Here is a 21,145-nt window from a genome sequence, read left to right as displayed (position 1 = left end):
CGCCCGCCCCCGCCCCCACACCGGCCTCCGCCGCCCAGACCCCCGCCGCGCTTGCCGACGCGGTGCTGCGGGGGGACCGCCGCGCGCTCGCCCGCGCCATCACGCTGATCGAATCGACCCGGCGCGACCACCGCGCCCAGGCCGACGCCCTGCTGGAGGCGCTGCTGCCCCACACCGGCAACTCGGTGCGGGTGGGCATCTCCGGGGTGCCGGGGGTGGGCAAGTCCACCTTCATCGAGGCGTTCGGGCAGCACGTCATCGGGCTGGGCCACAAGGTGGCGGTTCTGGCCATCGACCCGTCGTCGCAGCGCACCGGCGGCTCCATCCTGGGCGACAAGACCCGCATGGTGGACCTGTCGCGCGAGGCGAACGCCTTCATCCGCCCCTCGCCGGCGGGCGCCACGCTGGGCGGCGTGGCCCGCCGCACGCGCGAGGCCATGCTGGTCTGCGAGGCCGCGGGCTTCGACGTGATCGTGGTCGAGACGGTGGGCGTCGGCCAGTCGGAGACCGCGGTGGCCGACATGGTGGACCTGTTCCTGCTGCTTCTGCTGCCCGCCGGGGGCGACGAGCTTCAGGGCATCAAGAAGGGCATCGTCGAACTGGCCGACCTCGTGGTGGTCAACAAGGCGGACGGCGACCTCGCCGCCACGGCGCGGCATACCGTCGCGGATTACCGCCACGCCCTGACCCTGCTGCGCCACGGCGACTGGCGGGTGCCGGTGCTGAGCTGCTCCGCCATCGCCAAGGCCGGCATCGACGCGGTGTGGGACACCATCGGCGCGCACAAGGCCGTCATGGAGGCGTCCGGCGTCCGCGCCACCCGCCGCGCCGAACAGGCCCGCGCCTGGCTGTGGAGCGAGATCCGCGAAACGCTGGTGGACGCCTTCAAGGCGCATCCCGCCGTGCGCGCCGATCTGGCGGATCTGGAGGCCCGCGTGACCGGCGGCGCCGTCACCCCCACCGCCGCCGCACGCGGGCTGCTTGAAAAGTTCCTCGGGCGCCCGGTGGAGTAGGCCCATTCGCTTATGCTGCACCGCAACATTTTTTGTTGCGCTGTGATTTTCCCGTGCCTAAGGTGGCATGGGCGGGAAAGGAGCGCCTTCGCGGCGCTTGGGCGAGGGGTTTGCCCGCAGTCTCCTGGGGTACGAGCCGGAGTTGACTTGTCCGACACCGCCTCCGCGTCGAGTCGTCAACGGGAGACTTTTGGACATGACCGCCAATTTTCTTGATCTTTTCGAGCGTTTCAGCCCGCTGGCCCTTGGGGCGCTGGGCAAGGCGGGCGCCGGGACCTACGCCGCCCGCTCCACCCGAGTCGCCGGGGTGGTTCAGGACGGCTATCGCCGCCTGCTGGACGGCGTGACCGCCGGCATCGGCGAGACGACCCACATCGCGGGTGAGTTCGCCAAGGTGCGCAGCCCGGCGGACCTCGTCGCCGTGCAGCGCGAGTGGGCGGCCGTCGCCCAGGCCCGCGTCGTCAACCAGGTGCAGACCGTCCTGGACGTCTCCTCGAAGATCGCCGCCGAACTGACCGTGGCGGCTTCGGTGGCGGCCCCCGTGGTGACTCCAGCGCCGAAGGCTGCCCCGAAGGCCGAATCGCCCGCGCCCAAGGCCGCTCTGGTCGCGGCGCCGGTCCCCGCTCCCGCTCCCGCTCCTAAGGCCGAAGCCCCCAAGGAGGCCCCGAAGGCTGAGGCCCCGAAGGCCGAGGTGAAGGCCGAGCCCGCGAAGGTCGAGGCGGCTCCCGCCCCGGCCTCGAAGAAGGCCCCGGTGGCCCGCAAGGCCCCGGCCAAGGCCGCCGCTCCCAAGGCCGAGCCGAAGGCCGAATCGCCCGCCCCCAAGGTGGAGGCTCCGAAGGCCGAGGTGAAGGCCGAACCCGCGAAGGCCGAGGCGGCCCCGGCCCCGGCCCCCGCGCCGAAGGCGGAAGCCCCCAAGCCGGAGCCGGTGAAGGCCGAGGAAAAGAAGGCCGAGGAAAAGAAGGCCGAAGCCCCCAAGGCGGACGCCCCGAAGGCCGCCGCTCCCGCGGCCCAGTGATTCACCGGATCGCGGTCCCCGCCGGCCCGGGGACCGTCGGTCGGGCGCGCGCCCGTCTCTTCCTTCCTTGACGGGCGCGCGCTTGTTCGACTATAACGCCGCCTCCTTCGGGCGGAATGCTGCCCGGGACCGGGTTTCATTTGCTAAAATAAAGGATCAGTCCGATGGCACGTCGGTGCTCCGTGACCGGTAAGGGCACGCAGTTTGGCAACAACGTCAGCCACGCCAACAACAAGACCCGCCGCCGTTTCCAGCCGAACCTGCAGGAAACCTCGCTGCTGAGCGATGCTCTGGGTCAGATGGTGCGCCTGCGTATCTCCACCAACGCGATCCGTTCGATCGAGCACAAGGGCGGCCTTGACGCCTTCCTGCTCGACGCGAAGGACGAGGTCCTCAGCCTGGATGCGCGCCGCCTGAAGCGCCGCATCGCCAAGGCCCAGGACAAGCAGCAGGCCGCCGCGGCCTGACGCTGCCCGCTGGAAGCGCCCGAGCGCTTCCGGCGATTCTGGCGATGACACCGCGGGGCGGCAAACCCTGCGGTCGGGCGCAACGCCCCACGCCAGGACGACTCCGACTCTCGGTTGTACCGAACCCCGGTTGAGAGTGTCGCGTGCGAGGCCGAAAGGCTTCGCGCGCGTTTTGTCGTTGGTGCGCTTGCCCCCTCCCTAAACCCTCCCCCGTTTTCGCAGGAGAGGGGACGTTTCCCCCTCTCCTGCGAAGCGGGGGAGGGAAGGAGGCCATGCGCAGCATGGGAAGGGTGGGGGCAAGGGCGCCCCCTTCACTCCACCGAATCGGGATCGTCCGCGTCCACCACCCGGCGCGCGACGTCGTAGGCGAATCCGGCCCGTCCCAGCGCCGCAAGATCCTTGTCGCGGAACTCCGCCCGCTTCTCCGGCAGGCGGTAGGGGCCGAGCCGGCGGCGGCGGGCCAGCGCCAGGGCGGCGGTCAGGTTCAGGTCGCCCTCAACCTCCTCGTCCAGCGACTCCAGCGCCCGGTCGGCTTCGTCGCGGCCGATGCCCTTGGCGGACAGCTTCTCGCGGATGGCCCGGGTCGAGGCGCCGCGGCGGTGCAGGCTGGCCGCGCGCATCTCCGCATAGGCCACGTCGTTCAGCAGGCCGCTGCGCAGGTAGCGGGCGATCAGTTCCTCCACCCAGCGGGCGCCCTCCGCGGGGTCGGTGCCGTGGGCCTGGGCGGAGCGGTCCACCTTGCGCATCAGCACCCGCCGCAGGCTGGCCGACGAACTGGCGAAGCGCTGGAGATAGTGCAGGGCCGCGTTCTCCAGATACTGGGCGGTCACGCGGCGCGGCGGCTTGCGGGCCGGCGGCTGGTCGCGCGTCATGGCTGTCTCCCGTCCGGGGGCGGTTGCCGGAACGGGCGGCGCGTCCTAAAGTCCGGTCCGTTCCTGTGAATCGTGGTGCGATGACTCATCCTCTCCCTCCCATGCCCCGCCGGGTCGGCGCCGTCAACTGGGTCGGCCTGTGGACCCTCTACGCGCGTGAAGTGCGCCGGTTCCTGAAGGTGCACCAGCAGACCGTCTGGGCGCCGGTGGTCACGACGCTGCTGTTCTACGCCGTCTTCGCGCTGGCGCTGGGCGGTGCGGTGCGGATGATCGGGTCGGTGCCCTATCTGGAATTCCTGGCCCCCGGCCTGATCATGATGGCGATGGCCCAGAACGCCTTCGCCAACACCTCGTCCTCCGTGGTGATCGCGAAGGTCCAGGGCAACATCGTGGACATCCTGATGCCGCCGATGGCCCCGCTGGAGCTGGCCTTCGGCTTCGTCATGGGCGGGGTGACGCGCGGCCTGCTGGTCGGGCTGGTCACCGGGCTGGCGATCTGGGCCTTCGTGCCAATCCGCGTCGCCCATCCGGAGTTCGTCGTCTTCCACGCCCTGATGGCCTCGATGCTGCTGTCGCTGCTCGGGCTGGTCGGCGGCATCTGGTCGGAGAAGTTCGACCACATCGCGGCGGTCACGAACTTCGTGGTCACGCCGCTGTCCTTCCTGTCCGGCACCTTCTATTCGGTGGAGACGCTGCCGCCGGTCTTCTGGTGGATCGCCCATTTCGACCCGTTCTTCTATATGATCGACGGCTTCCGCTACGGCTTCATCGGGCGGTCGGACGGCACGCTGGGGATCGGGATTCTCGTCATGCTGGCGGTCAACGGCGGGCTGTGGTGGCTGGCCTGGCGCATGCTGAAGACGGGCTACAAGCTGAAGGCGTGAATCCGCAGGCCCTTCGCTGCCAATCCGTTGACAGGACGAAGTGATCTCTCGATATTCGTCGTTCCCTGGCGGGCATGGGTGTCCGCCGGGCTTTCCTCATTCGGAGGTTTTCGCTGTGATTCCGGTCGTCATGCCCACATATGCCCGCGCCGACATCGTGTTCGAGCGCGGCGAAGGTCCGTATCTGTACGCGACCGACGGGCGACGATTCCTGGACTTCGCCGCCGGGGTCGCGGTGAATGTTCTCGGTCACGCGAACCCCTATCTGGTCGAGGCGCTGACCGTCCAGGCCAACAAGCTGTGGCACACCTCCAACCTGTTCCGGGTCGCCGGGCAGGAGAGCCTCGCCACGCGGCTGACCGCCGCCACCTTCGCCGACACCGTGTTCTTCACGAACTCGGGCGCGGAGGCGTGGGAGTGCGGCGCCAAGCTGGTGCGCAAGTACCATTACGAGAAGGGTGACAAGGGCCGCCATCGCATCATCACCTTCGAACAGGCTTTCCACGGGCGCACGCTGGCCGCGGTGTCGGCGGCGCAGCAGGAAAAGCTGATCAAGGGCTTCGGCCCGCTGCTCGACGGCTTCGACCTCGTGCCCTTCGGCGACCTGGAGGCGGTGCGCGCGGCCATCACCGACCAGACCGCCGGCATCTGCGTGGAGCCGATCCAGGGCGAGGGCGGCATCCGCGCCGGTTCGGTGGAGTTCCTGCGCGGCCTGCGCGAGATCTGCGACCAGCACGGGCTGCTGCTGTTCCTGGACGAGATCCAGTGCGGCATGGGCCGCACCGGCAAGCTGTTCGCCCATGAATGGGCCGGCATCACGCCGGACGTCATGGCGGTAGCCAAGGGCATCGGCGGCGGCTTCCCGCTGGGCGCCTGCCTCGCCACGGAGAAGGCCGCGTCGGGCATGACCGCCGGCACCCACGGCTCCACCTACGGCGGCAACCCGCTGGCCACCGCGGTCGGCAACGCCGTTCTGGACAAGGTGCTGGAGCCGGGCTTCCTCGACCATGTGCTGCGCGTCGGCGGCCTGCTCCAGGACCGTCTGGCCGGGCTGGTGGCGGAGAATCCGTCGGTTTTCACGGCCGTGCGCGGCCAGGGGCTGATGCTGGGCCTCGTCTGCGGCCCGGCGGTCGGCGACGTGGTGGCGAAGCTGCGCGCCAACGGGCTGCTGTCCGTTCCGGCGGGCGACAATGTGGTGCGGCTGCTGCCGCCGCTGAACATCGGCGACGCCGAGGTGGAGGAGGCCGTGGCCATCCTCTCCAAGACCGCGAAGGAGTTGGTGTGATGTCCGCCGTTCGTCATTTCCTCGACATCGACCGGCTGGACACGGCGACCCTGCGCCAGATCCTGGACATGGCCGCGACCATCAAGAAGGACATCCCGGCCTACCGCTCGCTGTTCGCGGGCCGCACGCTGGCGATGATCTTCGAGAAGCCCTCCACCCGCACCCGCGTGTCGTTCGAGGTGGGCATGCGCCAGCTCGGCGGCGACGTGGTGCTGCTGAAGCCCGACGACATGCAGTTGGGCCGCGGCGAGACCATCGGCGACACCGCCCGCGTGCTGTCCCGCTACGTGGACGCGGTGATGGTCCGCACCATGGGCGAGGAGCGCGTGCACGAGCTGGCCGAGTTCGCCTCGGTGCCGATCATCAACGGCCTGACCGACCAGTCGCACCCCTGCCAGATCATGGCCGACGTGATGACCTTCGAGGAGCACCGCGGTCCCATCGGGGGGCGCACGGTGGCCTGGATCGGCGACGTGAACAACGTGGCGGTGAGCTGGGTCCACGCGGCGGTGCGATTCGGCGTGGAAATCCGCCTCGGCTGCCCGGAGGTCTACGGCCCGACGCCGGAACTGCTGGACTGGGTGAAGCGCGAAGGCGGGCGGATTACCGTCACCACCTCGCCGGAGGAGGCCGTGCGCGGCGCCGACTGCGTGGTCACCGACGCCTGGGCCTCCATGCACAACACCGACGTGGACGAGCGGGCCGCGGTCCTCGGCCCCTATCAGGTGAACGAGGCGCTGATGGCGTTGGCCGCCCCCGACGCCCTGTTCATGCACTGCCTGCCCGCCCACCGCGGGGAGGAAGTGACCGACGGGGTGATCGACGGCCGGCATTCGGTCGTCTGGGACGAGGCGGAAAATCGCCTGCACGCCCAGAAGGCCATACTGGCATGGTGCCTCGGCGCCACTATCTAAAAGCACTTGGAAATTGGGCTGATGGCCCGGCGCCGCCCCCCGTGACGAACGGGATGGCGGCGCCGGGCCGTGGCCTGTCGTAACTTCGAGGACATCATGGACGATCCTTCCGTCCACCCGATCACCGACGATCTCGTTCTGCCCTTCCAGATCGAGGCGTCGCGGCTGCGCGGCCGCATGGTGAAGCTGGGCCCCGCGCTGGACGAAATCCTGACCCGCCACGCCTATCCGGAACCGGTCGCCCGCTTCCTGGCGGAGACGATGACGCTCGCCATGCTGCTGTCCAGCATGCTGAAGTACGACGGCATCTTCACGCTCCAGACCAAGGGCGACGGGCCGGTTCGGTTGATGGTGGCGGACATCACCTCGGTCGGCGACATCCGCGCCTACGCCCAGTTCGACGAGGAAGCGCTGGCCAAGGCCGCCGACGACGTGGCCATCGCACCGGCGCCGGCCCTGCTGGGCAAGGGCCACATCGCCTTCACCGTGGACCAGGGGCCGAACACCGAGCGCTACCAGGGCATCGTGGAGCTGTACGGCAAGACGCTGGCCGACTGCGTGCAGCATTATTTCCGCCAGTCGGAGCAGATCGACACCGGCCTGACCGTCGCGGTGGACCAGGAAACCCTGCCGGATGGCGGCAAGGGCGCCTGGCGGGCCGGCGGCATCATGGTGCAGCGCCTGCCGCAGGACGCCACGGAGAAGGTGCTCGGCTCCGGCGACGAGGATGCCTGGCGCCGCGCCATGGTCCTGCTGTCCAGCACCACCGGCGACGAGCTTCTGGACCCGGAACTGGCGGCCAGCGACCTGCTGTTCCGCCTGTTCCACGAGGACGGCGTGCGGGTGTGGCAGCCCAAGGCCCTGCGCTTCGGCTGCCGCTGCTCGCGCGAGCGGGTGTCGGACATGCTCTCCCGCCTGCCGCGGGACGAGGTGCAGGATCTGAAGATCGACGACGGGCGGGTCGAGGTGGTCTGCCAGTTCTGCTCCACCGCCTATCATTTCGACGACGCGGACCTCGACCGGGTCTACGGCGCGGCGAAGTAAGGGGGCCCAGGTTCCGGATGCGCTCAGGAGACGGCGCGGCTATAGTGCCGCGCCGTTTTTCGTTCTTTCGACGTCCTGTCCAACCGGAGCGATCATGCCCACCCGCCGTTTCGTTCTCGCCGCCGCTCTCGCCACCATGGCCCTGACGGCCTGCCAGAGCACGCCGCCGCGTCCGGCGCCCCGGCCCATCGACTATTCCAACTTCGGCCCGATCGTGCTGAACGCGGGCAGCATCGACGTGGTGGACGCGCACCGTCCCGCCGGCACCGCCATCGACCAGCGCATCCCCCTGCCGCCCGCCGAGGCGGTGCGCCGCTGGGCCGGCGAGCGGCTCCAGGCCGCGGGCGGGCCGGGCCGCGTGCGCGTCACCATCCGCGACGCGGGCATCGCGGAGGTCCAGCTTCCCAAGACCGGCGGGGTGAAGGGCTATTTCACCAACGATCAGGCCCAGCGCTACGACGGGCGGATCGAGGTCGAGATCGGTGGCGAGGTGCCGGGCGAGACCACCTTCCGCGGCACGACCAAGGCGGTGGTCACCCAGTCCACCACGGTGCCGGAGAACATCTCGCTGGCCGACCGCGAGGCGACCCTGCAGGATCTCGTCCGCCGCATGATGGACGATCTGAACGCCCGGCTGGACGCCGGCATCCGCAAGGATCTGGCGCCGATGGTGCGGCGGTAAAGGATTTGGCAGACGGGCACTTGCCCCTTCCCTGACCCTCCCCCGCTGCGCAGGGGAGGGGACGGAGGATGGGCTGTCGCGGTGTCAGTCCGCGGCATCCCCGTCCGTTGAGGACAGCAGGCGGGCCACGGCCTTGCGCAGCTCGTCGTTCAGGAAGGGCTTGTAGAGCACGGCGTCCGCCGCGAACATCTCGGCCATCTTCAGGGCGTATCCCGCCGGCAAATTCGGTGCTCCGCCGGACATGGCGAGCACCTGGGTGCCGGGATTGAGCCTGCGGGCGGCCTTGATGACCTCCACCCCATCGGCTTCGGGCATCAGCACGTCGGTGACGATCAGGTCGAAGGTGGCGCCGCCGTCCAGCAGACCGATGGCGATCCGGCCGTTCTCCGCCTCCACAACCTCGTGGCCGGCCTCTTCGATCACCTCCGTCACCGCCAGACGGACGGCGGCCGAATCCTCAACGACCAACACCTTCGCCATGAACCAGATTCCCATGTGTCGTTGCGCCCGGTCCGCCGGGCGGGGCGGTGGGCAGGTCGATGATGAAGGACGTTCCGCGTCCGGGGGTGCTTTCGACCAGGATGTCGCCGCCCCCGTTCCTTACGATACCATAGACGACCGAAAGCCCAAGCCCCGTCCCTTTGCCGACCGGCTTGGTGGTGAAAAAGGGATCGAACACGCGCTGGCGCGTCGCCTCGTCCATTCCGGTGCCGGTGTCGGTCACGGTCAGGCGCACATAGTCGCCTTCGCCGAGCTGCCGGCGCGACGCATCCCGTTCCTTCAGGGTCAGGGAACTGGCGGAAATGGTCAGGGCGCCCCCCTGCGGCATGGCATCGCGGGCGTTCTGGATCAGGTTCAGAAGCACCTGGGTCAGCTCGGTCGCGGTGATCGTCACCGCATCCAGGCCGGATTCCAGCCGCGTCCGCATGTCAATCGTCCCGGGCATCGAGGGGGCGGCAAGCTCCAGGGCGGAATGCACCGCCTCCTCCAGGTTGCCCGGCGGCGACTCGGCGACCTCGACGCGGGCGAACTGAAGGACGTCGCGCATGATCGTGCGCGCCTTCACGCCGCTGTCGTGGATGGCGTTCAGGTAGGTGTGCAGCTTGCGGTCCTCCCCGGCGCGGTTGCGCGCCAGATCGGACAGGCTGATGACCGGTTGCAGCAGGTTGTTGATCTCGTGGGCGAGGCCGCCGACGAGGCTGCCCAGCGCGGCCATGGTCTGCTTCTGCCGCGCCGCCTCCGCCGACTGGCGCCGCGCGCTGATGTCGCTGGTGGTGCCGCGGTAGCCGAGGAAGTCGCCGTCGCCGTCGTAGCGCGGCACGCCGCTGACCATCACCCAGCGCGCGGCACCCCCCGGCGAGGCCAGCGGGAAGGACAGGCGGCGGAAGGGCTCCCGCCGGTGCAGCGCCTCGGCCAGGGCGGGGAAATCCTCCTCAGGGCGGTTGCGGTCCAGAAGGTCGGCGTGGGTGAAACCCAAAAGCTCCGCCCCGCCGCGCCCCGTCGATTCCTGCGCCCGCGGCGACAGGGCGGTGAAGCGCCCCCGCCCGTCCGTTTCCCAGAACCAGTCGTTGGAGCATTCCAGAAGCGCCCGCCAGCGCGCCTCGCTCTCGCGCAGTTCGCCGGTGCGCGTGGCGATCAGCGTCTCCAGCCCGCTCAGATGGTCGCGCAGGGCCTCCTCGCTGCGGCGCATCCGGTAGAAGGCGAGGTCGTAGGGGTTCTGCAGGGCGGTCACGATGATCGCCCGGTAGAGCAGGTAGAAGGACAGGATCTTGATGAAGTGGCCCAGCGAGTTCAGCGGGCCGTGCGGGTCGGTGTAGAGCGTGAAGATCAGCTCCTGCGGGGCCAGCAGCGCGATGCCGCCGAAGGTCAGGCCGAACACGGTCGGCTCGAACTGCCTGCGCCGGCGCCACAACAGCAGGCAGGCGACGACCGCCGCGGCGCTGAACGTGTATTCGGCGCCCACCTTGAAGGGCGTCAGCCCGACGCCGGGAACGAAACTGTCCGGCATGATGCCGAAGGTGAAGATCGACAGCAGGATGCACAACACGGCGGCGGCCTGGACCAGCAGCACGTCGCCCGTGCGCAGCTGCGTCTCGACCAGCAGCGGGGCGGCCAGGAAAACGGTGGCCTGAAGGCCGCGGGCGGCGATCCAGAGCTGGGTGGACAGGTTGGGGCCGCCCTGCGCGAAGACGTTCATGCCCGGAAAGGCGATGGCGTGCAGCAGGTCCAGCAGCGCCATGCCCGGCATGGACAGGCCGACGAAGGCGAGGAAGGGCGACTGGTTGGTGTCCTGCGTGTTCCAGGCGATCATGAAGATCGTCAAGGAGATGGCCACGGCGAACAGCTCCACGCAGAGGTGGAACAGCAGGTAGTTGTGATGCATCACGACGGCCATCACCGCCATGAAGAGCAGCACGGCGGCAAGGCCGGACAGAAAGGAACGGTCCGCCAGCCCGCGGGGAGATGGCAGGCGAACGGTGGACGGCGGGGTCCCGTTCATGGATCGGTCGGCTCCGCGGTGGACGGGAGGGGGGTGGCTCACGGATGGCCCGGTCAACCGGCCATGCAACGCCGCTAACCCGATCAACACACCAAATCCCGTCGCGGTGCAAGCCGGACGTTGCGCTTCTCAACCGGACGCGGCAATTCCACACAGCCGGCGAATCCATGCAGCCGGCAATTCCTGGCAGCCGATGGTCCGGAACACCCTTGCGCAGGGGTGACGGGCCGCGGTGCCGGGGATCAGCCTTCCTTGGCGGGCTGGGCCGGGGGCAGGTCGAAGGGCGTGCTGACGAAGGGATCGCCGCGGCCATGGCCGGCGCGGTCGTGACCCTTCTCGGTCGCCGCCTTGCGGTAGTAACCGACGATGAAGACGCGGACCGCGTTGGCCAGCGACACGGCGACCCCGCGCGCCCGGCGGGATTGCGAATCGAGGCGGTCCTTGAGGTCGCTGCACAGTTCATCCACCGTCAGGTCTTCCCGATGGCAGATATCGTCCAGCGCTTCCCAATAGGACGGCTCAAGCCGAAGCTGCGTCGGACGACCGAACAGCTTGACGGTGCGCGCCACCAGAGGGATGACGCTCAGCGGCGATGGCGCGTTGGACGCCTGTGAATCCTGACCCGACATAGCCCTGTATTCCTTGACTGTCAGCCATGTTTTATGCACCGAAGCCAATATAGCGCGATTGAAAAAATTTGCGACGATAAAACTCATCAGATGTGCGGGGTGGTCTTACGGCACGTCATCGGATTCCCCGGCCATATCCTTCAGCGTGTTCAGATTGATGATCACGATAAAACCTTTGGAATAGGTAATAGTACCAGAATTGCGCAGAGCACGCAGACTCTTGTTGACCATCTCCCGGGTGACACCCAGCATTGCCGCAAGCGCTTCCTGGGACACCGGCTGGTTGACGCGCAGACCCGCAGGGGTTCGCTGCCCATAGGTGTCCGCCAGCAGAAGGATACGCCGTGCCAGCCGGCGCGGCACATCGTGGAAAACCGCATCCTCGATGTTCTCCGACACCCAGCGCAGCCGTTCGCACAGCACGCCCATCATCCGGATGCACAGGGACGGGTGCCGCTCCAGGAAGGAGATGAATTCCGGACGGTCGATGCGGAACAGCTCCGATGGGCGCAGCGCGGTGGCGCCGGCGGTGCGGTTCTTCCCGTCGATCAGCGCGATCTCCCCCAGCACGTCGCCAGGGTTCAGAATGTTGAGCAGCATCGTCTTTCCATCCTCCGAGGAGGTGGAGATGGCGATCTGCCCCTTCATGATGGCGTAGAGGCAATCGCCGGGATCGCCCTTTTCAAAGACGGTCTGGTTTTCCTGGAACCGCGACACCCGGCCCAGCGCGACAAGCTCCTGCATCCGGGCGTCGTCGAGAACGCCCAACATGTGGTTGCGCCGTAAAATACCGGCAACATCCTTAGGTAAGGCCATGGGCGTTCACGGTCCCGATTGCGCGCCGTCCGACCGTTCATGGCACCCGGCGGGCGGCCAGTCCAGAGGATTCCCCCGTTTTCCGCTAAAGCACGGCGTCGCGCAGGGCGCGGTCCCACAGGGCGGTGTGCTCGAAATGGAAGCGCGCCGCGGGGGCGGGCGCTCCGGCGGCGGCCCAGCGGCGCATGGTCTGGAGCAGCTCCACCGCGTCCTCCCGTTTCTGGTCGAAGCGTCCGCCGGGCAGCCAATGGCGGAAGTCGGCCAGCTCCTCCTCCGGCATCCCCTCGGCGGCGGCCAGGCGGAGCATCCGGCCATAGCCGCGCTCCCGGTAGGGCAGGGCCTTGGCGATGGCCTCCAGCCGCCGCGCCGTGGCGGCGGGGACGACGCCCCCCTGCACGGCGTCGGCCAGGGTGCGGCGGATGTTCACCATCGCTTCGGACAGGCTGGGGTAGCCAAGCTCGGCGGGGCCGTGGATCACCGCCACCTCGTCGTCGTCCTCCAGCCGTCCGTCGCGGAAGGCTTCGAAGACGGCGCCGACGCCGATCATGCCGAAGGGATGCAGCTCCGCGGCGCGCAGCGCGCCCATACTGGAGGCCCCGAACACCGCGACGCCCCGGTGGATGGCGTGCAGGATTTCCTTGTGCCAGACGGACGGGACGTTCTCGAAGAAACCGTCAACGATGCCGATGGCCCGCGGCCTGCGCTCGCACAGCCGGATGATGTCGCCCTGGGCGACCGGCGGCAGATAGGCGGCGTCCAGCAGGCGGGCCGCGTCGGCGCGGGGCAGGGTGGGGCCGAGGAAGACGTAAAGGCCGTCCGGCGTCTGCATGGGAGTCTCCGCCTTCGCTCTCTTATATATAGGTATCAGACGCCGGCCACGGCGCGGGCCCGCGCGCCCATCACATAATCCGGGGAAGAGTCCAGCCCTTCCAGGCCGGGGATGACCATGCGGACCACGGCGATGCCGAATTCCGGCTTGGTCAGGTCCACCGCCACGGCCTCCTCGATCCCGGCGGCGCGCAGCCGGTCGAGCTGGACCGCCAGATCCTCCTCGACGGTGCGCCCGGCGAGGCTGGGGATCGCGCCGGCGTCGCGGCGCCCGGCGCCGCCGGTGATCAGCGCCTTCCAGCGCGCGTGCCGCGCCGGGTCGAGGTGGCGTTCGTATTCGGAGCGGGGCATGTCGTCGCGCGCCCCGGCGATGAAGGTCAGCCGGCTCTGCGCCGCCTCGGTCAGGGCGCGGGACAGGGCGACCTCCGGCGCGGCGTGGCAGCCCATGCCCATGGCCGGGCGGATGGAGTGCTGCGGCGTGTCCTCCATCGTCGCGATGCGGCAGAGGAAGGCCGGCAGGCCGATGTCGCTGGTGATGTCCCACAGCCCGACCGCGACGCCGGCGTCGCCGAACCGGTCCAGCAGCGACCGGCAGACGGGATCGGCGACGGTGGCGGGGTCGATGCGGGTCGCCGCCTGGGCCTCCGGGGATTTCAGGCGCCACAGGGTCGCGGCGTCGCGCTCGACCAGCTCGGCCATCGCGTGGGCGGTCGCCTCGGCGAGGCTGTTGCCGGAGGCCAGCCCGTTCGACCCGGCAAGGAAGCAGCCGGTCCCCGGCGGCATCGGCAGGGTGAAGTTCAGGTGCACCGTCTCGAAGGGCACCCACGCCCGCCCGCCGCCCAGCAGTTCGTCGCCCTCGATCCACAGCATCGGGGTGTGGGGGGTGAAGGCGCTGGTGGACAGGCGCGGCAGGCGGGCCACGTCCACCACCCGGTGGGTCCAGCGCAGCTCGTCGTAGCTGGCGTATTTCAGGGGCAGGGCGATGCGTTCGGCGTGGAAGCTCTCGATCGACTCCATGACGCCCGACGCCTTGGCGGCGGCCAGGGTCACGCCCTTGCCCTGGGCGACGGAGATGGAGCGGGAATTCGGGCGGGCCACCATCACGACCGGGATGCCGACCGTGTCCAGCCCCGTGACGTTCGCCACCCGCGTGATGCCCATCACGGGAAGCAAGGGGGCGACGCGGGCCAGAGTCTGTTCCGGGGCGGCGATCCGGTGGGTGCCGGTGGTGTGGGTTTTGAGAGGCTGGTCGGCCATGGCCGGGTCCCGGGCGGTGCGGCGGATGTCGTCGAGGGGCATGGGGACGGTCTCCGCTGTGGGATGCCCGCGATGAACCGGAACGGAAACCGGCGAAGGAAGAAGGGATCGGGCGGGACCGTGGCGGGCCGGTCAGGGAAAAACGCCGGCCGCCACGGCCCGAATACAGGCCCGATGAACAGGGTCGTCCCGCCGTCAGAGGCCCGGGGTGATCGCGTGGCGGGCGGCCTCGTGGTCGTCGCCGTTGAAGGCGCGGCGGTCGCCGATGCGGGCGGAGGCGGTCAGCGCGGCGGCCTGCTCGGCGACCTCGGTCACGCCCTGGGCGGACACGGCGAAGAGGCGGCCGTCGGCGCCACGGACGAGGGCGGTCTGATCGATGATGGCGGTCATGGGGGCGGCTCCTGGCCTGGGGTTTCACGACACCGCGAATACCGCGGTATGTCGGAACCTTGGCCGGGATGACCCGCCTGGACTGTGAAGAACTTCACATGCCGGACGGGTCATCCCCGGGTAAAAATCGCCTACACGCGCACACACGCATGTTTCGTCTCCGGAGAAAATCCGGAGATCCGGGAAAATTCGCCAGGCCGAGAATCGCCAAGCCAAGCCGAGACAGGAGCGTACCGATGAAGTTGGACCGCCGCATTCCCCGCAGCCTCGACGAGATGGCCGACCTCAGCTCGCTCACCGCTCCGCCCGCCGTGGTCACGCGCTCGCTGACGGTCGGGGGGCGCCGCGCCAGCCTGCGGCTGGAGGCGACGATCTGGGACGGTCTGAAGGACATCGCCAAGTCCCAGGGCAAGTCGCTGGAGGCGCTGTGCGCCGACATCCACGACACCCGGACGGAGGGCATCCCCTTCGCCACCAGCGTCCGGGTCTATGTGCTGAACCATTTCCGCAGCACCGACGCGGGCTGCATCACGCTGGTGGCCTGACGCGCTTCGGGTGGAGACGGGGCGGTCCTTCCGCGGTGGTGTGAAACCGCCGCGCGGTGGACCGTGCGCCGGAACGGTGCTGTACGCTACGTCACCGCGCCGGACGCGACGAGGCAGCGGCGGAAGGTCCGGCAACGCTCGGCAAGCGGCCTCATGGAAAGCTGGCGGCTCATCGTCTCGGCGGCCGTCAGATGCTCCATGGCGTCCGGAAACCGGTCGGTGGCGGCAAGGGCCTGGGCCAGCGCGAAGTGGGACCAGCCCTGTTCGGAGAGTTGCCCGGCTTCGGTGGCGATCCCCAGGGCCTTGACGGCGCAGCCGACCGCGGTGTCGTGCTGCGCCGTTTCCAGGGCCAGGTCGGACATCCAGTTCAGAATCCGCGGCCGGGGCAGCGAGTGGTTCAGGATGTGCGCCTGTTCCAGGCTGGCGTTCAGCAGGCGCGCCCCTTCCGCCGCCCCGCCGGACCGCGCGATGGCATAGCCCAGCGCGCCCAGCGTGATCGGCTGGAAGATGTGCAGGCGCGTCGCCTCCGTGATCGTCACGGCGTCCTTCAGCAGCGGCAGCGCCGCGGTGAAGCGCTGGCCGATGATGTGGACCAGCGCCAGATGGACCTTCACCGACGACACGGAGAAGGCGTGCCCGACCTCCTCCGCGATGTCGAGCGCGTGGAGCATCACCCGGACGGCCTCGTCGTCGCGCCCCAGCTCGGCCAGGCAGCGTCCCTGATAGGCGGCGGTGATGGCGACCGCCACCGCGGTCAGGCCGAACCGGGCACGCGGGGCGTGGGCGAGCGCCAGGCTGCGGGCCAGCTCCAGCTTCTCCCGGGCCTCCGGGAAATGCCCCTTGTCCACCAGCATCCCGCCCAGCCGCATCAGCCCCTGGATGCGCAGTTCCACCGTCCCCCGGTCCCCCAGATGGTCCAGAGCGCTGCGGCTGAGCGCGATGGCCCCGTCCAGAACGCCGTAAACCCACTGGAAGGACGCCTTGAGCGAGGTGGCGCGGGCGTAGCGGATGCGGTCGCCGATGCCCAGCGCCATGTCCCGCGCCTTCTCCAGCGGATCGCCGGCCAACTGGCGGCCCTGCGGCAGCAGGACGAGGGGGATGGCGATCCACAGGTCGATCCGCCGTTGCGTGTTGCGGCGGGTCTCCGGCAGATGCTCCAGGGCCTTCAGCGCCTGCTCGTAGAAGCGCCCGGCGTCGAAATGCTTGCAGCGCATCTCCGCCCGGCGCCCCGCCCGGCGGCCGTAGGCGCAGGCGAGCGGCCAATCCTCGGCGTAGAAGGCGTGGTGGGCGATCAGTTCGGCCCGGTTGGGCAGGTTGCGGTCGGACCGCCGGCGCAGCGCGTGCAGGACGCGCCCGTGCAGCGGCTGGCGCTCCCGCTTGGTCAGGGTGGCGTAGGCGACCTCCTGCACCAGCGCGTGGCGGAAGGTCAGCTCCAGGTTCGGCAGCAGGCGGGAGCGGGCGAAGAAGCCGCTCTGCTCCAGCCGGGCCAGCACCGCCGGCAGTTCGGCGGCGGGGATGGGGGATACGGCGCGCAGCAGGCCCACATCGACCGAGGTGCCGATCACCGCCGCGTGCATCAGCACCCGCCGCGGGCCGGGTTCCAGCGCGTCGATCCGCGAGGCCAGAAGCCCGTGCACCGTGGCCGGCAGGGCCACGCGGGCGTCCGCCTTGCCCAGGCTGTAGCGGCCCGGACTGCCGACGATGGCGCCGGTCGTCTCCAGCGTGCGCAGCGATTCCTCCAGATAGAGCGGCACGCCCTGGCTCTGCGCCGCCACCCGCGCCTTCAGGTCGGCCAGCGACGGGCTGTGGCCCAGCCAGTGGTCGAGGAACTCGTCGGCCTGGAGCGGCTCCAGCGGCTCCAGCGCGACCGCGTGGATGTGGTCCGGCGCGGTCCAGCCGCCCGGCGTGTCCAGCCGTGAGGTGACCAGCACGAAGACCCGGGCGTCCTCCACCCCCTCGGCCAGGGCGTCCAGCAGGCGGTTGGTCAGCCCGCGCGTCCAGTGCGCGTCCTCCACCAGGATCAGCAGCGGACGCTCCACCGACAGCCCGCGGACCGCGGCGACCAGCCCCTCGACGCTGAAATCCGCCTTCTGGGCCGGGTCCAGGCCCTGCCACAGCGGATGGACGGAGGGCTGCCCCAGCAATTCCCGCATCGCCTCGCCGGCCAACTCGCCGCCGTTGCGGGCGGCGGCGGCGGTCAGGCGCGCCACCGCACCCCCGTCCGCGGCCCCGCAGACGGACAGGGCGAGGCAGCGGGCCGCCGCCTCCAGGTCGTCGGGGTCGCCCAGGCGGCGGATCGGGAATTGCGGCCAGATGGTCGTGGTGAAGGCGGTGGCCTCCGGGCTGCGCATCAGCTCCCCGGTCAGCCGCGACTTGCCGATTCCGGCCTCCCCGGTCAGGAGGACGCAGGCCCCGTCGCCCCGCTCGGCCCGCCGCAGCGCGCCGGTCAGCACCGCCAGTTCGGGCCGGCGCCCGACGAACAGGTTGCCTTCGGCGGACAGCAGGTCCATGGCCGTGCGCCGCATCGCCCGCGCCGCCTCCAGCGCGAAGGCGGCCACCGGCTCCGCCGTGGCGGACAGGCGCAGCACGCCCGCCGGGCGGACGGTCAGGCCCGTGGGCACGAGGTCCAGCGTCTCGCGGCTCAGCAGCACGCTGTTGGGCGCCGCCCGCTGCTGCAGCTTGGCGGCGACATGCACGGTCTCGCCCACGGTGCGGTAGTCGGTCCACACACCCGTCTCGATGATCTGGGCCACCACCTCGCCGGAGCTGATGCCGATGCGCATCTTGAACTCGTCCGAATCGATGGCCGACCGGGCGATGTCCTGCGCGGCGAGGCAGGCGCGCAGCGCGTGGTCCTCCTGCGCGGAGGGGGCGCCGAACACCGCCATGATGCCGTCGCCCAGCACCTGGGCCACCGTGCCGCCGTAGCGCTCCACCGCGTCGGTCAGGATTTGCAGGATGGTGAGAAGGGTCTGGTCGGCCTCCTCCGGGTCGCGGCCCGACACCATGCTGGAGGATTCGACGATGTCGGCGAACAGGACGGTCACGACCTTGCGTTCCGCGCTGTTGCGGCGGGACGAGCCACCGTCCGCCGGGTCCGCGGAGGGCGGCGGCTTGGGTTTGGGCTTGGGCATGGGTATGGGCATCGCTTGCAATCCGCCCAACTCCCTGTCCGTTCCGGCCATCGAAGCCCCCCTGCGGAGCGTCATCGGCATATTAGAGGGTGCAAATTCAAACGCGCAGACATTCAAAACAAGGGATCGGCAATTTCGTTCTGAACGCGGCAGTCTAACATATGTTGGTATGTTTTCCCGTACAATCGGCAAGCGGCGGCCTGCCTGTCCGCCGTGCCGGCGCTCCTTCGGCGCACGGATTTGGTGTCGTGGAGAAAATTGGGGCTTGCCTTCGCCGCCGCCGGGGCGTATACGGGCGCTCCTTCGCTGGAGCGGCGCGGGCGTAGCTCAGGGGTAGAGCACAACCTTGCCAAGGTTGGGGTCGAGGGTTCGAATCCCTTCGCCCGCTCCATTACAAAACGCGGATGGTACGAAAAAGGGCGGCCTCGGGCCGCCCTTTTCGCTTTTCCGCTTTACCACAGAACCCGCGACAACTCGTAGAAGACGGCTCCCACGACGGCGGTCGCCGGCAGGGTGATGACCCAGGCCATGACGATGCCCTGCGCCAGGCCCCAGCGGACCGCGCTGGTGCGGCGGGCGGCGCCGACGCCGATGATGGCGCCGGTGATGGTGTGGGTCGTGCTGACCGGCACGCCCAGCCACGTCGCGGCGAACAGGGTGATCGCCCCGCCCGTCTCCGCGCAGGAGCCCTGGACCGGCTTCAGATCGGTCAGCTTGGACCCCATGGTCTTCACGATGCGCCAGCCGCCGAACAGCGTGCCGAGCCCCATCGCCGCCTGGCAGGTGATGACCACCCAGAAGGGGACGTGGAAGGTCGGCCCCAGCAGCCCCTGCGAATAGAGCAGGACGGCGATGATGCCCATGGTCTTCTGCGCGTCGTTGCCGCCGTGCCCCAGGCTGTAGAGCGCGGCGGAGCCGATCTGCACATGGCGGAACAGCCGGTCCACCGCGAAGGGGGTGGTGCGCCGGAACAGCCAGGACACCGCCACCATCATCACGCTGGCCAGCAGGAAGCCGACGACGGGCGAGACGACGATGGCCGCGGCGGTTTTGGCCAGACCGGACACCACGATGGCGTCCAGCCCCGCCTTCGCCACGCCGGCCCCGACGAGGCCGCCGATCAGCGCGTGGGACGAGCTGGACGGGATGCCCAGCCACCAGGTGAAGACGTTCCAGACGATGGCGCCCATCAGCGCGCCGAAGATGACGTGCGGGTCCACCACCCCCGCCCCGACGATGCCGGTGCCGATGGTGGTCGCCACATGCAATCCGAAGAACAGGAAGGCGATGAAGTTGAAGAAGGCGGCCATGGCGACGGCGGTCCGCGGCGACAGCACGCGGGTGGACACCACGGTGGCGATGGAGTTGGCCGCGTCGTGCAGACCGTTGAGGAAATCGAAAAGGAGGGCGACGCCGATCAGCCCGATCAGGATGGGCAGGGCGAGGGTAGCGGCTTCCATGGGTTTCAGACCTGTTCGACGATGATGCCGTCGATGGTGTCGGCCACGTCCTCGCAGGCGTCGAGCACGCGTTCCAGCAGCTCGACGATCTCGCGTTGAAGGGCGTGGCGGTGGGTGATGGGGGCGTCGAGCCCGCCGCTCTCGTCGCGCAGCCGGTGCTTGGCCTCGCGCAGGAGCCGGTCGCCTTCGCTCTCGATCCGCGAGACCTCGGCGGTCATCGCGTGGAGTTGCTCGACGTGCTTGGGGATGTCGCGGAGCAGGGGGATGCCCGCGTTCAGCCGGGCGGTGCAGCGCACGATGGCGTCGGCCTGGGCGTGCATCTCCGGCGTGTAGTCGGTGAAGCCCGCCTCCACGAGGTGACGCGCGGTCTCCTCGATGAAGTCGAGCACGTCGTCCATCCGCTTGCCGAGTTCCTGGATGTCCGAACGGTCGAAGGGCACGATGAAGGTGCGGTGGACGGCGAGCTGGATTTCCTTCTCGATGGCGTCGGCCTCGCTTTCGACCTCGCGGATGGTGCGGAACCGCTCCTCCAGGTCCTGGCCGCTGGTCATCATCGCCCGCAGCGCCTCGGCGCCGGTGGCGACCGTCCGGGCGTGTTCGGCGAACAGGTCGAAAAACCGTTCTTCGCGCGGCATCAGGGCCCGGAACAGATTCAGCATGCGTGGTTCTCCAAATAGCACCCGCCCACGACACGGGGACTCGCGCGAGCCTCAGCGTCGCGGCTGGTGTAACATTCCCGGCGCCCGTGGGGAGTCACAAAAGTGTCATGCCGGCCCGGCTTGCGGCGAGATTTCACGGGGGTGCCCGGCGGAAAGACCGGTGATTTGCCGCGGCGGCCCGCTTATCCTGCCGCCGACGGTTCGGCAGGGGGGAGGCGGACGGCGCGTGGCGGGGGAAACACAGATCGGCCTGACGGCGGCCATCGTTTCGGTGAACGTCACCTCGGTGAATGGCGCTGAGCCGCGCGTGGTGACCGTGCGCAGCGGCTTCGAGATCCCCGAATCGCACCGCCGCGGCGACGAGCCGCCGCCCCACCGCGACGCCCTGCCCGGCGCGCCCTTCGATCCCGAACGCTTCCGCACCCTTCAGGACGGCCTGCGCGCGGTGGCCGAGGACCGGGCGGGGCTGGCGCTGCGCTATGTCGAGCAGCTCTACAGCTTCGGCGACCGCTACCGCGACCCGCACGAGCTGTTCGGCGGACCGCGCTCGCTGGTGGTCGGCTATCTGGCGCTGCTGCGCGAGGCGCCGCTGCGCATCGACGGGGCGGAGTGGCGCGGCCTGTACGAGTTCTTCCCCTGGGAGGACTGGCGCGACTCGCCGCCGCCGCTGCTCGATTCGGTGATCCGTCCGGCGCTGGCCCGCTGGGTCGCCACGGCGCCGGACGAGCCCGCCCGCGCCCGCCGCGGCGAG

Annotated in this window: 20 protein-coding genes, 1 tRNA gene and 1 pseudogene; 11 read left to right on the top strand and 11 right to left on the bottom strand. The window is 69.7% G+C overall.

What is annotated here, in order from left to right:
• The 3 genes from meaB to rpmB all read left to right on the top strand — a co-directional run.
• Positions 1-1,013 (top strand): methylmalonyl Co-A mutase-associated GTPase MeaB (gene meaB / locus QSG27_RS19255; RefSeq protein WP_407653248.1); only part of this gene is annotated, 1,013 nt, incomplete at its 5' end.
• Between the two features lie 196 nt (positions 1,014-1,209).
• Entirely contained in the window at positions 1,210-2,028 is an 819-nt protein-coding gene (locus QSG27_RS19250) for a hypothetical protein (protein ID WP_306708959.1), read from the top strand.
• Between the two features lie 164 nt (positions 2,029-2,192).
• Positions 2,193-2,495, top strand: coding sequence for a 50S ribosomal protein L28 (gene rpmB / locus QSG27_RS19245; RefSeq protein ID WP_306708958.1), 303 nt, complete (start codon positions 2,193-2,195; stop codon positions 2,493-2,495).
• A 311-nt stretch (positions 2,496-2,806) separates the two neighbouring features.
• Here rpmB and QSG27_RS19240 read toward each other — a convergent pair whose 3' ends face one another.
• Positions 2,807-3,367 (bottom strand): regulatory protein RecX, encoded by a 561-nt coding sequence (locus tag QSG27_RS19240; protein ID WP_306708956.1) that lies wholly within the window; start codon positions 3,365-3,367, stop codon positions 2,807-2,809.
• Positions 3,368-3,447: 80 nt separating this feature from the next.
• Between QSG27_RS19240 and QSG27_RS19235 the strand changes: the two genes are divergently transcribed.
• The 5 genes from QSG27_RS19235 (at position 3,448) to QSG27_RS19215 (ending at position 8,176) form a co-directional block, all read left to right on the top strand.
• Positions 3,448-4,251, top strand: coding sequence for an ABC transporter permease (locus QSG27_RS19235; protein WP_306708953.1), 804 nt, complete (start codon positions 3,448-3,450; stop codon positions 4,249-4,251).
• 130 nt (positions 4,252-4,381) lie between these two features.
• The gene (locus tag QSG27_RS19230; protein WP_306708951.1) at positions 4,382-5,536 is read left to right on the top strand and encodes an aspartate aminotransferase family protein; all 1,155 of its coding nucleotides are present in this window, start codon (positions 4,382-4,384) and stop codon (positions 5,534-5,536) included.
• The gene (argF, locus tag QSG27_RS19225; protein ID WP_306708949.1) at positions 5,536-6,450 is read left to right on the top strand and encodes an ornithine carbamoyltransferase; all 915 of its coding nucleotides are present in this window, start codon (positions 5,536-5,538) and stop codon (positions 6,448-6,450) included. Before QSG27_RS19230 ends, argF begins: the two co-directional genes overlap by 1 nt.
• A gap of 96 nt (positions 6,451-6,546) precedes the next feature.
• The gene (locus QSG27_RS19220; protein ID WP_306708948.1) at positions 6,547-7,494 is read left to right on the top strand and encodes an Hsp33 family molecular chaperone; all 948 of its coding nucleotides are present in this window, start codon (positions 6,547-6,549) and stop codon (positions 7,492-7,494) included.
• Positions 7,495-7,588: 94 nt separating this feature from the next.
• Positions 7,589-8,176 carry a hypothetical protein gene (locus tag QSG27_RS19215; RefSeq protein WP_306708946.1) on the top strand — a complete coding sequence of 196 codons (588 nt, stop codon included), beginning with the start codon at positions 7,589-7,591 and terminating at the stop codon, positions 8,174-8,176.
• Between the two features lie 84 nt (positions 8,177-8,260).
• Here QSG27_RS19215 and QSG27_RS19210 read toward each other — a convergent pair whose 3' ends face one another.
• The 7 genes from QSG27_RS19210 to QSG27_RS19180 all read right to left on the bottom strand — a co-directional run bounded on the left by QSG27_RS19210 (position 8,261) and on the right by QSG27_RS19180 (position 14,596).
• On the bottom strand, positions 8,261-8,656 hold the full coding sequence (locus QSG27_RS19210) for a response regulator (protein ID WP_306708944.1): 396 nt from the start codon (positions 8,654-8,656) through the stop codon (positions 8,261-8,263).
• The gene (locus QSG27_RS19205; protein ID WP_306708942.1) at positions 8,634-10,676 is read right to left on the bottom strand and encodes an MASE3 domain-containing protein; all 2,043 of its coding nucleotides are present in this window, start codon (positions 10,674-10,676) and stop codon (positions 8,634-8,636) included. The genes QSG27_RS19210 and QSG27_RS19205 overlap by 23 nt, the downstream gene beginning before the upstream one ends.
• 242 nt (positions 10,677-10,918) lie before the next feature.
• On the bottom strand, positions 10,919-11,305 hold the full coding sequence (locus QSG27_RS19200; protein ID WP_306708940.1) for a ribbon-helix-helix domain-containing protein: 387 nt from the start codon (positions 11,303-11,305) through the stop codon (positions 10,919-10,921).
• Positions 11,306-11,410: 105 nt separating this feature from the next.
• Complete coding sequence (locus tag QSG27_RS19195; protein ID WP_306708939.1) at positions 11,411-12,121, bottom strand: Crp/Fnr family transcriptional regulator; 711 nt, start codon at positions 12,119-12,121, stop codon at positions 11,411-11,413.
• A gap of 85 nt (positions 12,122-12,206) precedes the next feature.
• Positions 12,207-12,950: a TfuA-like protein gene (locus tag QSG27_RS19190; protein ID WP_306708937.1), complete on the bottom strand. Its 744-nt coding sequence runs from the start codon at positions 12,948-12,950 to the stop codon at positions 12,207-12,209.
• 35 nt (positions 12,951-12,985) lie between these two features.
• Positions 12,986-14,248, bottom strand: a complete 1,263-nt coding sequence (locus QSG27_RS19185) for a YcaO-like family protein (protein ID WP_306708935.1) — start codon at positions 14,246-14,248, stop codon at positions 12,986-12,988.
• 153 nt (positions 14,249-14,401) lie between these two features.
• Positions 14,402-14,596 carry a hypothetical protein gene (locus tag QSG27_RS19180; protein ID WP_306708933.1) on the bottom strand — a complete coding sequence of 65 codons (195 nt, stop codon included), beginning with the start codon at positions 14,594-14,596 and terminating at the stop codon, positions 14,402-14,404.
• Between the two features lie 236 nt (positions 14,597-14,832).
• Between QSG27_RS19180 and QSG27_RS19175 the strand changes: the two genes are divergently transcribed.
• A complete protein-coding gene (locus QSG27_RS19175) occupies positions 14,833-15,141 on the top strand; it encodes a ribbon-helix-helix domain-containing protein (protein WP_306708931.1) in 309 nt (102 codons plus the stop codon).
• A gap of 86 nt (positions 15,142-15,227) precedes the next feature.
• Here the strand turns inward: QSG27_RS19175 and QSG27_RS19170 are convergent, their stop codons facing one another.
• The gene (locus tag QSG27_RS19170) at positions 15,228-18,275 is read right to left on the bottom strand and encodes an ATP-binding protein (RefSeq protein WP_306708929.1); all 3,048 of its coding nucleotides are present in this window, start codon (positions 18,273-18,275) and stop codon (positions 15,228-15,230) included.
• A 316-nt stretch (positions 18,276-18,591) separates the two neighbouring features.
• On the opposite strand from QSG27_RS19170, the gene QSG27_RS19165 reads away from it, so the two are divergent.
• Positions 18,592-18,666 (top strand) — tRNA-Gly (locus tag QSG27_RS19165).
• Between the two features lie 61 nt (positions 18,667-18,727).
• Here QSG27_RS19165 and QSG27_RS19160 read toward each other — a convergent pair.
• Together QSG27_RS19160 and QSG27_RS19155 are read right to left on the bottom strand one after the other, a co-directional pair.
• Entirely contained in the window at positions 18,728-19,735 is a 1,008-nt protein-coding gene (locus tag QSG27_RS19160) for an inorganic phosphate transporter (protein WP_306708927.1), read from the bottom strand.
• A gap of 5 nt (positions 19,736-19,740) precedes the next feature.
• Positions 19,741-20,394, bottom strand: coding sequence for a DUF47 domain-containing protein (locus QSG27_RS19155; protein ID WP_306708926.1), 654 nt, complete (start codon positions 20,392-20,394; stop codon positions 19,741-19,743).
• A 226-nt stretch (positions 20,395-20,620) separates the two neighbouring features.
• Here QSG27_RS19155 and QSG27_RS19150 point away from each other — a divergent pair.
• A pseudogene (locus QSG27_RS19150) lies at positions 20,621-21,145 on the top strand (NUDIX hydrolase); the annotation flags it as partial.

Source organism: Azospirillum isscasi (genome assembly GCF_030849505.1).
GTDB classification, from domain to species: Bacteria; Pseudomonadota; Alphaproteobacteria; order Azospirillales; family Azospirillaceae; genus Azospirillum; species Azospirillum isscasi.
This window is presented reverse-complemented; position numbering and strand designations above follow the sequence as displayed.

Coding starts and splice junctions, on each gene's coding strand:
- QSG27_RS19235 (WP_306708953.1), top strand. CDS start 3,448: ATGACTCATCCTCTCCCTCCCATGCCCCGCCGGGTCGGCGCCGTCAAC.
- QSG27_RS19215 (WP_306708946.1), top strand. CDS start 7,589: ATGCCCACCCGCCGTTTCGTTCTCGCCGCCGCTCTCGCCACCATGGCC.
- QSG27_RS19195 (WP_306708939.1), bottom strand. CDS start 12,121: ATGGCCTTACCTAAGGATGTTGCCGGTATTTTACGGCGCAACCACATG.
- QSG27_RS19185 (WP_306708935.1), bottom strand. CDS start 14,248: ATGCCCCTCGACGACATCCGCCGCACCGCCCGGGACCCGGCCATGGCC.
- argF (WP_306708949.1), top strand. CDS start 5,536: ATGTCCGCCGTTCGTCATTTCCTCGACATCGACCGGCTGGACACGGCG.
- QSG27_RS19250 (WP_306708959.1), top strand. CDS start 1,210: ATGACCGCCAATTTTCTTGATCTTTTCGAGCGTTTCAGCCCGCTGGCC.
- QSG27_RS19160 (WP_306708927.1), bottom strand. CDS start 19,735: ATGGAAGCCGCTACCCTCGCCCTGCCCATCCTGATCGGGCTGATCGGC.
- QSG27_RS19175 (WP_306708931.1), top strand. CDS start 14,833: ATGAAGTTGGACCGCCGCATTCCCCGCAGCCTCGACGAGATGGCCGAC.
- QSG27_RS19230 (WP_306708951.1), top strand. CDS start 4,382: ATGCCCACATATGCCCGCGCCGACATCGTGTTCGAGCGCGGCGAAGGT.
- QSG27_RS19200 (WP_306708940.1), bottom strand. CDS start 11,305: ATGTCGGGTCAGGATTCACAGGCGTCCAACGCGCCATCGCCGCTGAGC.
- QSG27_RS19180 (WP_306708933.1), bottom strand. CDS start 14,596: ATGACCGCCATCATCGATCAGACCGCCCTCGTCCGTGGCGCCGACGGC.
- QSG27_RS19205 (WP_306708942.1), bottom strand. CDS start 10,676: ATGAACGGGACCCCGCCGTCCACCGTTCGCCTGCCATCTCCCCGCGGG.
- QSG27_RS19210 (WP_306708944.1), bottom strand. CDS start 8,656: ATGGCGAAGGTGTTGGTCGTTGAGGATTCGGCCGCCGTCCGTCTGGCG.
- QSG27_RS19170 (WP_306708929.1), bottom strand. CDS start 18,275: ATGCCCAAGCCCAAACCCAAGCCGCCGCCCTCCGCGGACCCGGCGGAC.
- QSG27_RS19190 (WP_306708937.1), bottom strand. CDS start 12,950: ATGCAGACGCCGGACGGCCTTTACGTCTTCCTCGGCCCCACCCTGCCC.
- QSG27_RS19220 (WP_306708948.1), top strand. CDS start 6,547: ATGGACGATCCTTCCGTCCACCCGATCACCGACGATCTCGTTCTGCCC.
- rpmB (WP_306708958.1), top strand. CDS start 2,193: ATGGCACGTCGGTGCTCCGTGACCGGTAAGGGCACGCAGTTTGGCAAC.
- QSG27_RS19240 (WP_306708956.1), bottom strand. CDS start 3,367: ATGACGCGCGACCAGCCGCCGGCCCGCAAGCCGCCGCGCCGCGTGACC.
- QSG27_RS19155 (WP_306708926.1), bottom strand. CDS start 20,394: ATGCTGAATCTGTTCCGGGCCCTGATGCCGCGCGAAGAACGGTTTTTC.